Raw genomic sequence first — 9387 nt, 5'->3', positions numbered from 1 at the left:
CGAGCCCGGTGCCGGACAGATGGCTCAAGCGCTCAGGCGGAAGTGCCCCGCCTGCGCACTTCCTCGCGGGGGTCGCGGCCGGTGACCGTGGCCAGCACGCTCACCAGCTCCGCGGGATCGATGGGCTTGGGCACGTGCATCTGGAAGCCCGCGAGCAGCGCCCGGGTGCGGTCCTCCATCCGGGCGAAGGCCGTGAGCGCGATGGCCGGCGTCTGTCCTCCTTGATCCTCGGGCAGCGCGCGCAGCCGGCGGATGAAGGAATAGCCATCCTCGCCGGGCATCCCGATGTCGGAGAGCACCACCTGGGGACGGAAGAGCCGCAGCTTGTCGAAGCCCTCCCGGGCACTGGCCGCGGTGACGACCAGCGCCCCACGCCCCTCCAGCACCACGGAGAGCAACTCCCGCGCATCGGGTTCGTCGTCCACCACCAGCACCTGGAGGCCCTGCAGGACCGTCATCGGCAGGTGCGGAACGTCCAGGCGCGCCGTGGCCGGCACGGGCAGTTCCAGCATCCCGGTCGCGGCCTTCGCCAGGGGCAGGGTCAGGGTAAAGCGCGTGCCCTGGCCTTCACCCTCGCTGAAGGCTTCGATGACGCCTCCATGCAGGTCGGTGAGGTGCCGCACGATGGCCAGCCCCAGGCCCAGTCCCCCGTGCTTGCGCGTGGAGCTTCCGTCGACCTGCCAGAACCGTTCGAAGATCTGCGACAGATAGGCCTGGGGAATGCCCTGACCGGTATCCTCCACGTCGATGCGGACGGTGCCTTCCTCCCGGCGCAGGCGCACAGTGACCTGTCCGCCCTTGGGCGTGAACTTGATGGCGTTGGAGAGCAGGTTCCAGACCATCTGTTGGATCCGGTCCGCATCCCCGTGGATGGAATCGCTGTCCGGTGGCCGGTCGAACTGCAGCGTCACGCCCTTCGCCTCGGCCGCGTGGCGCACCGAATCCAGCGCGGCCTCGATGCAGTCGCAGGGATTCACCGCCTGGATCTCCAGCCGCAGCTTGCCGGTGATGATCCGCGACACATCGAGCAGATCCTCGATGAGCTGGGTCTGCACCTGCGTGTTGCGCTCCACCGCTTCCAGGGCCCGCCCGTGCTTCTCCGGCGCGAGCTGTCCGGAGCGCAGCATCCGCGTCCAGCCCAGCATGGCCATCAACGGCGTGCGCAGCTCGTGGGACACGGCGGCGAGGAACTCGTCCTTGGCGCGGTTGGCCTGTTCGGCGACCAGATGCTCGGCCTTGGCCATTTCGAACAGCCGGGCATTGTCGATGGCGATCTCCGCCCGCCGCCCCAGCTCCTGCACCAGCTCCAGGTCGCGCGCGGTGTAGCGGCGACCCGACCGCGATGCGCACACCTGGAGCACGCCAAACACCCGCCGCTGGGCCCAGAGCGGAACCACGAGCCACGAACCCGGCCGGAACTGTCCGTCGGAGCCCAGGGCCTCCACGGAGCCCAGGGCCTCCTGAAGGTGCTCGTCGGTGAGCTCGGGCTCCAACTCGGCCTCGCCCGTGCGCAGCACCTGGGAGATGCCTCGGAGGGCGGTGGTGGGCGGAGGGAACGCGCGGTGCAGCTCCCTCAGGAGGGGCACCCGCGAGGGATCCGCGTGGGCCACCATCGCCTGGCGCACGCGGGCGTCATCCTCCAGGAGGTAGACGGCGCACCAGTCTCCCAGCCGGGGAAGGATCAGCGCGGCGAGTCGCTCCAGGGTGACGGACATCTCCAGCGAGGCGGTGAGCATGGTGCTCGCCTCCGCCATGAAGCTGAGCGTCTCCGCCGCGCGCTTCTGATCATCGATGTCCGTGCACGTGCCCAGCCACTGGATGAGGCGACCGTGGGCATTGCGCAGGGGCAGGGCCTGGATGAGGTGCCAGCGGTAGGCGCCGTCCGCGTGGCGGCGGATGCGGCCCTCGCATTCGAAGGGCGTTCCCGACTGGCGGCACTCGCTCCACCGTCCGAGGCAGCGCGGGATGTCCTCCAGGTGGAGCACCTCGCGGGCCACATGTCGCTCCTTCGACGTCTCCTCGCGTGACCGCCTGGCGCGCAGGCCTGTGTAGGCGTACCAGCGTTGGTTGAAGTAGTCGGGGCGGCCGTCGGGGCCGGCGGTCCAGACGATCTGCGGCAGCGCCTCCGCGAGCGCCCGGTGCTGCTGCTCCGCCAGGTGCAGCCGCATCGACTGACGCAGGCTCTGTCCCAGGTGTTCGGCGGTCAGCTTCGTCTTCGACAGGTAGTCGGAAGCCCCCGCCTTCATCAGGTCCACGGCGGTCTGTTCGTTCCCCTGGCCCGTGAGCACGACGATGGGGGAGCGCGGCCCGCGCCGTCCCAGCTCCCGCAGGACCTGGAGCCCATCTTCCCCAGGCAGCAGGAAGTCCAGGAGGATGATGTCAAAGGACTGTTCACCCAGTTGCGCGACCGCTTCGGCGCCGCTGGTGGCTTCCACCACCTCCGCGGCGATGCCTCCCTGGCGCAGGAGCCGCCGGACCATGAGCCGGTCGACCTCGTCGTCGTCGACGAGCAAGAGCTTGAGGCGCTCCTCCGTGTCCGGACCGTCCACGGGACGCGGAGGTGCTGGAGCGTCGTCACTCACGAGCGCCCCGCTTCGTTCCGGGGCCAGGTGAAGTGGAAGGTCGCGCCCTCGGAGGATTCGACCCACACCCGGCCGCCCCGGCCTTCCACCAGCTTCTTCACCACGCACAGGCCCATGCCGGAGCCTTCGACCTTGTCGCGCGCGACGAGCGTCTGGAAGGGGGCGAAGATCTTCTCGTGATACGCGGGCGCGATGCCCGGACCGTTGTCCGCCACCGAGAAGTGGTGGAAGCCCTGCGTGTCTCGCGCCTCGACGCGCACCCGGAGGTCCTTGCCATGGGCATGTTTCAAGGCGTTGGAAAGAAGGTTCATGAAGACCTGCTGAAGCGGAAGGTGCTCGGTGAGGAGGGTCGGCATGCCGGGGCTGACTTCGAGCCGTGCGGTGTCGCCACCCGGAAGCCGCGCCATCACGGTGTGGATCAGGACGCCCACGTCCACGGGTTCGGGCGCGTGCGAGGCGCGGCCCGCGCGGCTGTAGTCGAGCAGCCCGTCGAGCATGGCCTCCATCCGGTGCACCCGCCCGCGCAGCAGCTCCATCTGCCGGCGTGACTCATCCCCAAGTCGGGGGCCCAGATCCTCCTCGAGCCACTGCGACAGGTTGGCGATTCCGCGCAGGGGGGCCTTGAGGTCGTGGCTGGCCACGTAGGCGAACTGATCAAGCTCGGCGTTGTTCCGCCGCAGGGCTTCGCGGAGCGCATGGACTTCGGCGATGAGGACTTCCTTCGGCTTCTGGGTGTCGTCCATGGAAGAGGAGTCCCCAGTAGATGGCAGAGCCGGGGCCGGCGCTGGGCGCTTCATTCGGGGCTCCGGTTCGTTGGAGAACAGAGGCCCGGCATGCCGGGTCGGAGTGCGACCAGGCAGGCGTCCTGTCGCGTGTCGGGAAGGGAACACCGGGTGCCCATCCGTTGCCAGGAGCAGGAATGCGGACGCTAGAAGGGCGGCGCTCGGGCCCCGCTCAAGACGTGGACCTCCCAGGCTCAAAGGATCCGGATGACCGCTCCCATGGTTGGCGACAAGAGCGACAAGACCTTGAACATCCTGCTCATCGAGGACGACGAGGTGGACGTGATGAACGTCCGCCGTGCCTTCAGCAAGAACCACATCGCCAACCCGCTCTACGTGGCCTCCAACGGCCTGGAAGGGCTGGAGGCGCTGCGCAACGGGACGGTGCCCGAGGGACGCCGGCTGGTGCTGCTGGATCTCAACCTGCCGAAGATGAACGGCATCGAGTTCCTGCGTGCCCTGCGAGCGGATCCGCAGTTGAGGACGACGTCGGTGGTGGTGCTCACCACCTCCGCCAACGAGCGCGACAAGATCGACGCCTATGATCTCAACGTGGCGGGCTACCTGCTCAAGCCGGTGACGTTCCTGAGCTTCGTGGAGGTGATGGCCACGCTCAACAAGTACTGGACCCTGGTGGAGATGCCCTGAGCGGTGCCATGCGAGACGTGAATCAAGGCAGCGCCCCCGCGGACGGAAGCTCCCTCCAGGATGCACCCTTCCTCGCCGGGGACGGAGAGATGGCGCGGCGCATGCGGGAGTTCGACTGGGCGAACTGCCCGGTGGGCCCGGTGGATCAGTGGCCTCAGAGCCTGCGCACGGCGGTCAGCATCTGCCTGGCGTCCAGGCACCCCATTGAAATCTGGTGGGGACCGCAGTTCGCGCGCCTCTACAACGACGCGTACCGCCCCTTCCTCGGCGCGCACAAGCACCCGCAGTTCCTGGGGCGACCCGGATGGGAGTGCTGGGGAGAGATCTGGGACGTCATCGGCCCGATGCTCGAAGGCGTCCGCGCCACCGGCAAGGCGACGTGGTCGGAAGACTTCCCGTTGATGATGTGGCGCAACGGATATCTGGAGGAGACCTACTTCACGTTCTCCTACGCGCCGCTCTGGAACGAGGACGGCACGGTGGGCGGCATCTTCTGCGCGTGCGCGGAAACGACCCCGCGTCTGCTCAGCGAGCGGCGGCTCCGGCTCCTGCGCGACCTGGGCGCGCAGACGGCCACGGCCACGGTGAGTGAGGCCTGTGAGCATGTGATGAAGTCGCTCGCGGGAGGCGTCGCGGACGTGTCGTTCGCGCTGCTGTACGAGCTGGGGCCCGGCGACAGCGGAGTCCGGCTGGCGGCCTCCACGGGGTTCTCGGCGGGCGCCGAGCAGCTCGGGATGGGGGAGGGGAACACGTGGCCCTTCGCTGAGATTGTCCGCACGCAGCGTCCCGTGCGTGTGGGCCTTCCGGACGCGCAGGTCCCCTGGCCCGGAGGGGCGTGGCCCGAGCCGTCCCGGGAGGCGGTCGTGCTCCCGCTGTTCCGTTCAGGGGAGAGCACGCTGCAGGGCTTCCTCGTGATGGGGGTCAACCCGCGGCGTTCGTTGGATGACGCGTACCGGGACTTCTTCGAACTGGCGGCGGGCCACGTCGCGACGACGCTCTCCAGCGCGCGGGTGTTCGAGGAGCGGACGCGGTTGCTGGCCCGGGAGCAGGCGGCGCTCGCGGAGGCCGAACGGCAGCGCTCGCGGCTGGAGACCCTCTTCCAGCAGGCCCCGGCGGGCATCTGCGTGCTGCGGGGGACCGACCATGTCTACGAGTTCGCGAACCCTCGCTACGTCGAACTCGTCGGCGGTCGGGACGTCGTGGGCAAGCCCCTGAGGGAGGCGCTGCCGGAGCTGAAGGAGGTCATCGTTCCGCTGCTGGACCGGGTGTACGCCACGGGAGAGCCGTTCTTCGGCAACGAGCTCCAGGTGCCGCTGCTGCGCAGGGGGCAGGTCCAGGACTGCTTCTTCAACCTCATCTACCAGCCCATCTACGACCCGTTGGGGACCATTGAAGGCATCTCCGTTATCGCCTTCGAGGTGACGGAGCAGGTCCACGCGCGTCAGCGGAGCGAGCGGCTCACCCAGGAATTGGAGGCGACGAACCAGGACCTGGATCAGTTCGCCTATGTCGCGTCCCACGATCTCAAGGCGCCGCTGCGAGGCATCGCGAGCCTGTCGGAGTGGATCGAGGAGGGGATGGCGGACAAGATGAGCGACGAGACGCGCCAGCAGATGGGGTTGCTCCGGGGGCGGGTGCACCGGCTGGAGGCGCTGATCAACGGCATCCTGAGCTATTCGCGCGTCAGCCGGAGCCGGGAGAAGGTGGAGACGGTGGACGTGGGGGCGCTGCTCGTGGAGAGCCGGGACCTGCTCGCGCCGCGTCCCGAGGCGAGCATCGTGATTGGCGCCGGGATGCCCACGCTCCAGGTGGAGCGGGTGCCGTTGCAGCAGGTGTTCCTGAACCTGATGAGCAACGCGCTCAAGCATGCGGGCCGGGTGGACGCGAGGATCGAGATTGCCTGCGCGGACGCGGACGCCTTCTACGACTTCACGCTGAAGGACAACGGGCCGGGGATCGACCCCCGCTTCCACGAGCGCATCTGGGGCATCTTCCAGACGCTGGAGGCGCGCGACAAGGTGGAGGGGACGGGGATCGGGCTTTCGGTGGTGAAGAAGATCGTGGAGACGCGGGGAGGGCGGGTGGCGGTGGAGTCGGAGCCCGGAGCGGGGGCGACGTTCCACGTCTACTGGCCCAAGCGGCCCCGGGTGCATGCGTAGCCCCGGGTGCCCTATCCGGGCTGGCTCACCCCCAGGCTGCGACGCACTTCCAGCCCGGGGGATTCCGCCAGTTTGACAACCAGGGCCGCGACGCTCTTGCGGGACACCTGACTGCCTTTGAAGGGCTGACCCTTCTGGGTGGTTTCGTAGTCAATCTCATCCGCCTGGGTAAACCAGGCGGGCCTCAGGATCGTGTAGTCGAGGTCCGAGGCTTCAATGACCGCGGCTGACTTTCGATAGGGGTCCAGGATGCCGCCGAACTTCTCGCCCGGGACTTCATCGTAGATGCCCATGGAGCTGATGAAGATGAGGCGCTTGAGCCCGGTTGCGTCCATGGCCTTCACGATGTTCCTGGCCATGCGTTCCAGATCGCCCGCCAGATTGGCGTAGACGACATCCTGTCCGGCCATGGCCTTCTTCAGGCCTTCGAGTTCCAGGACATCGCATTCCATGACGCGAATGCGAGCGGGGTCGGCGTTCTTCAGCCGGGACGGGTTGCGCAGTCCGAGCGTCAGCCGGGCCTGGGTTACCTTCAGGAACAGGTCGGTGGCGTGGCGGGCGACTCCGCCGTTCGCTCCGAGGATCAGGACATTGGCCATGGAAGAGTCTCCAGCGGGTGGGGGCCCGTGGATCCGGGGCCGGTACGTGCCGCTCACCAGGATGGGTACGCCCCGGCTCCTCGGATGACTACGCTGGGACAGGCCCATGGGCCCTTAAGCGGGGCTTAACAGCGGGGTGTGAGCGCATCGTGAGAGGGGCGCCCCCTCCGGCGGTAGCACTCGGTACTCCCCTCGCTCGTGAGGTGGGGGGAGGAGCAGTCGCCGCTCCGCGCCTGTTCCCCCGGCTGCCCTGGGCATGGTCGGGGGGAGCCGTTTCGGCGCCTGGGGCAGTGCGTCGGGAGGAGGGATGTACCGGGGACCAGGAAAGGGCCCCATCCCACGGACGCTCCTGAGCACCCCGGACAAAAAAGGCCCTGCTTCCGCGGACTTGGGAAGCAGGGCCAGCGACCCCGACAGGAATCGAACCTGTGGCCTGCGGTTTAGGAAACCGCCGCTCTATCCAACTGAGCTACGGGGTCGAAGCGCTGCAAGCCCCTTATATCAGGGCGAAATCACCTCGCAACGACCGTGAGGTGACGGGGGGTGGGTCAGCGGCGTGGGAGTCCGGTGGGAGTTCCGGGCCCGTCGGGCCGGCCCATGTCATCCGGCAGTCACTGGGCATCATGACGAGGGGCTCCGGGCGAGCAGAGCGCGATGCGGCTAAGGCCGCCGCGTCCGCCGCCGTGGACGTCTTGGAGCGGCTCGCTAACTACCTCCACATGCAAGGCCGGACATGGTCCCCATCCCTGGACGCACTGCACCGCGTGCCTGGATGCCATGAGGGCGAGCCCTCAGTAGCGCTGCCGTGGCCTTGTGGCGCGTGGCGCGACGGCTCTTCCCAGCCAAGTCGTAGCAGGACCTGCAGCCCCTGCTGCCCGCAGCGTCAACCCCGCCCATCTCGCCGTAGGCGCACCCCACCGCGCGGCCGGCACCGCCCACCCGTAGCCCCGAATCCATCAGGCGCGCGAGTCCGCCACGAATGCAGCGCTCGCCGAGGCCAAGTACACCCGGGCTGCCGACGAGAGCCGCATTGCTTCATTGCGCTCGGCGCAGGCGATGCTGGAGAAGAAGTACGCGGCGCTTCAGGCCTCGGCGGCGGTGGAGGGCAGTCTCATGTCGGCCACGAAGCGGGCCACGCTGGCCTCCACGGAGTTGGCCCTGGCGAAGGTGAAGGAGGCGGCGGCCATCGAGAGCGCATCCCTGGCCGCACGGGCCGGTAAGGCGGCGCTGGAGTTCATGGGCGGGCCCATCGGCCTCATCACCGGCGCACTCACCACGGCCGTTGCCCTCTGGCACGAGTACAGCAAGGCCTCCGACGAGGCGCGGGAGAAGACGCGGCAGTTCGCCCAGGAGAGTGGGGCCAATGCCAGCCGGGGCAGTCAGATTGCTGAGAACCTCATCCGCGACACGAAGCTCCTCGGCGACCACGCGAAAGCCCTCAAGGCAGTCTCCATCGCCCGCACGGAGATGGCGGCGCTGGGCGGCAGGTACCAGGATGCACTCAAGAAGGCAGGGAATTCGCCCGACGACATCGTCAAGGTCTACGAGAGCCTTACCGAGAAAGATTTAAAGGACGCGCTGGCGGAGGTCGCTCAACTCGAAGAGACAGTGAAAGGAGTCAAACGCTACGTTGTCATGAACCAGTACGTGGATCGCACGGCGAACACGGGCCTGGATGTACCTTTTTCAAGGATCCGCGAAGACCCAATCTATGCCAAGGACATTGCGGAGTATCTCACGCCCGTCGAGAAGGACCTCGCGGCGCAGCAGCAGCGTGTCGTCGACATCGAGAAGAGCCTCCAGCGGGTGAGGGCGGCGAAGGAGGAGGATGCCAGGGCGAGCGCCGCCGCTGCGGAGGTGAATGCCGCGACGACGAAGGAAGCCCTCAAACAGACTGAGCAGGAGGAAAAGGCTCGTGAGAAACTGCTCAAGCGCCAGGAGCAGTGGTTGATGAACCTGGAGGAGGAGGCGCGCACCCTCGGCAAGACGAAAGACGAGGCGAAGCAGCTCTCCGACGAGTACCGCTCGCTGACCGACCCGAAGATGATCCGGCGCGCGGACTCAGCCATCGCGCAGTTGGAGTCCCTCCGGAAGCAGAAGGAGGAGACGGAGAAGGTGAAGAAGGCGGAGGAGGAGCGGACCCGCGTCCTCCAGAGCCTCAACCGCGAGCTGGGCAACCAGGACACCGAGAAGTACACTCAGGCCCAGAAGGTGCTCGGAGCGGAACTCGCCGCGCAGCGCATCAAGGCCGAGGAGTTCGCTGCGGCGATGAAGAAGGCGCGCAGCCTCTGGACGCCGGAGGGCAAGGCGGAGACGCAGCTGAAGACGGAGATGGATCAGCTGGCGAAGCAGCTCAACCCCATGGAGGAGATTGTACCGCACCGGATTAATGAGACACCAGGTTGGTCGTAATCAGGCCGCCTGCCTCGACTGCATCAGCTCCCGCCGGGCCTGACTCGGCGAGAGGAAGTGGTGACGCTCCAGCAACCAGTGCTCGTTGTACCGGTGGGCCCACTCCAGCAGGGCCAATCGGAGTTCCTCCACGGCGGCGAAGGTGCGCACCCAGAGCAGTTGCTCCTTGAGGGTGCGGATGAAGCGCTCGGCGCAGCCATTGCCC

The 9387-nt window shown here is 67.7% G+C and carries 7 protein-coding genes and 1 tRNA gene; 3 read left to right on the top strand and 5 right to left on the bottom strand.

Annotated elements, in window-relative coordinates:
* Window positions 1-32 precede the first annotated feature (32 nt).
* Entirely contained in the window at window positions 33-2582 is a 2550-nt protein-coding gene (locus tag D7V88_RS17575) for a response regulator (protein WP_120541798.1), read from the bottom strand.
* The gene (locus D7V88_RS17570) at window positions 2579-3325 is read right to left on the bottom strand and encodes a sensor histidine kinase (protein ID WP_244238206.1); all 747 of its coding nucleotides are present in this window, start codon (window positions 3323-3325) and stop codon (window positions 2579-2581) included. Before D7V88_RS17570 ends, D7V88_RS17575 begins: the two co-directional genes overlap by 4 nt.
* 246 nt (window positions 3326-3571) lie before the next feature.
* Here D7V88_RS17570 and D7V88_RS17565 point away from each other — a divergent pair, with 246 nt between their 5' ends.
* Together D7V88_RS17565 and D7V88_RS17560 are read left to right on the top strand one after the other, a co-directional pair.
* A complete protein-coding gene (locus D7V88_RS17565) occupies window positions 3572-4012 on the top strand; it encodes a response regulator (protein WP_244238205.1) in 441 nt (146 codons plus the stop codon).
* Window positions 4013-4020: 8 nt separating this feature from the next.
* Window positions 4021-6171 carry a sensor histidine kinase gene (locus D7V88_RS17560; protein ID WP_120541796.1) on the top strand — a complete coding sequence of 717 codons (2151 nt, stop codon included), beginning with the start codon at window positions 4021-4023 and terminating at the stop codon, window positions 6169-6171.
* A gap of 11 nt (window positions 6172-6182) precedes the next feature.
* On the opposite strand, the gene D7V88_RS17555 is transcribed toward D7V88_RS17560, so the two are convergent.
* Both D7V88_RS17555 and D7V88_RS17550 read right to left on the bottom strand, forming a co-directional pair.
* Window positions 6183-6770: an SDR family oxidoreductase gene (locus D7V88_RS17555; RefSeq protein WP_120541795.1), complete on the bottom strand. Its 588-nt coding sequence runs from the start codon at window positions 6768-6770 to the stop codon at window positions 6183-6185.
* Between the two features lie 405 nt (window positions 6771-7175).
* Window positions 7176-7249, bottom strand: a tRNA-Arg gene (locus D7V88_RS17550).
* 577 nt (window positions 7250-7826) lie between these two features.
* Between D7V88_RS17550 and D7V88_RS17545 the strand changes: the two genes are divergently transcribed.
* A complete protein-coding gene (locus D7V88_RS17545) occupies window positions 7827-9182 on the top strand; it encodes a hypothetical protein (RefSeq protein WP_120541794.1) in 1356 nt (451 codons plus the stop codon).
* Here D7V88_RS17545 and D7V88_RS17540 read toward each other — a convergent pair.
* Window positions 9183-9387: integrase core domain-containing protein (locus D7V88_RS17540; protein ID WP_244238204.1), on the bottom strand; the 205-nt coding region annotated here is incomplete at its 5' end. It lies immediately after the preceding gene.

It is taken from the genome of Corallococcus terminator, from assembly GCF_003611635.1.
Lineage (GTDB): Bacteria > Myxococcota > Myxococcia > Myxococcales > Myxococcaceae > Corallococcus > Corallococcus terminator.
The sequence above is the reverse complement of the archived record's forward strand: the minus strand, read 5'-3'. Positions and strand labels throughout refer to the sequence as shown.

Coding starts and splice junctions, on each gene's coding strand:
- D7V88_RS17570 (WP_244238206.1), bottom strand. CDS start 3,325: ATGGACGACACCCAGAAGCCGAAGGAAGTCCTCATCGCCGAAGTCCAT.
- D7V88_RS17565 (WP_244238205.1), top strand. CDS start 3,572: ATGACCGCTCCCATGGTTGGCGACAAGAGCGACAAGACCTTGAACATC.
- D7V88_RS17560 (WP_120541796.1), top strand. CDS start 4,021: ATGCGAGACGTGAATCAAGGCAGCGCCCCCGCGGACGGAAGCTCCCTC.
- D7V88_RS17555 (WP_120541795.1), bottom strand. CDS start 6,770: ATGGCCAATGTCCTGATCCTCGGAGCGAACGGCGGAGTCGCCCGCCAC.
- D7V88_RS17545 (WP_120541794.1), top strand. CDS start 7,827: ATGCTGGAGAAGAAGTACGCGGCGCTTCAGGCCTCGGCGGCGGTGGAG.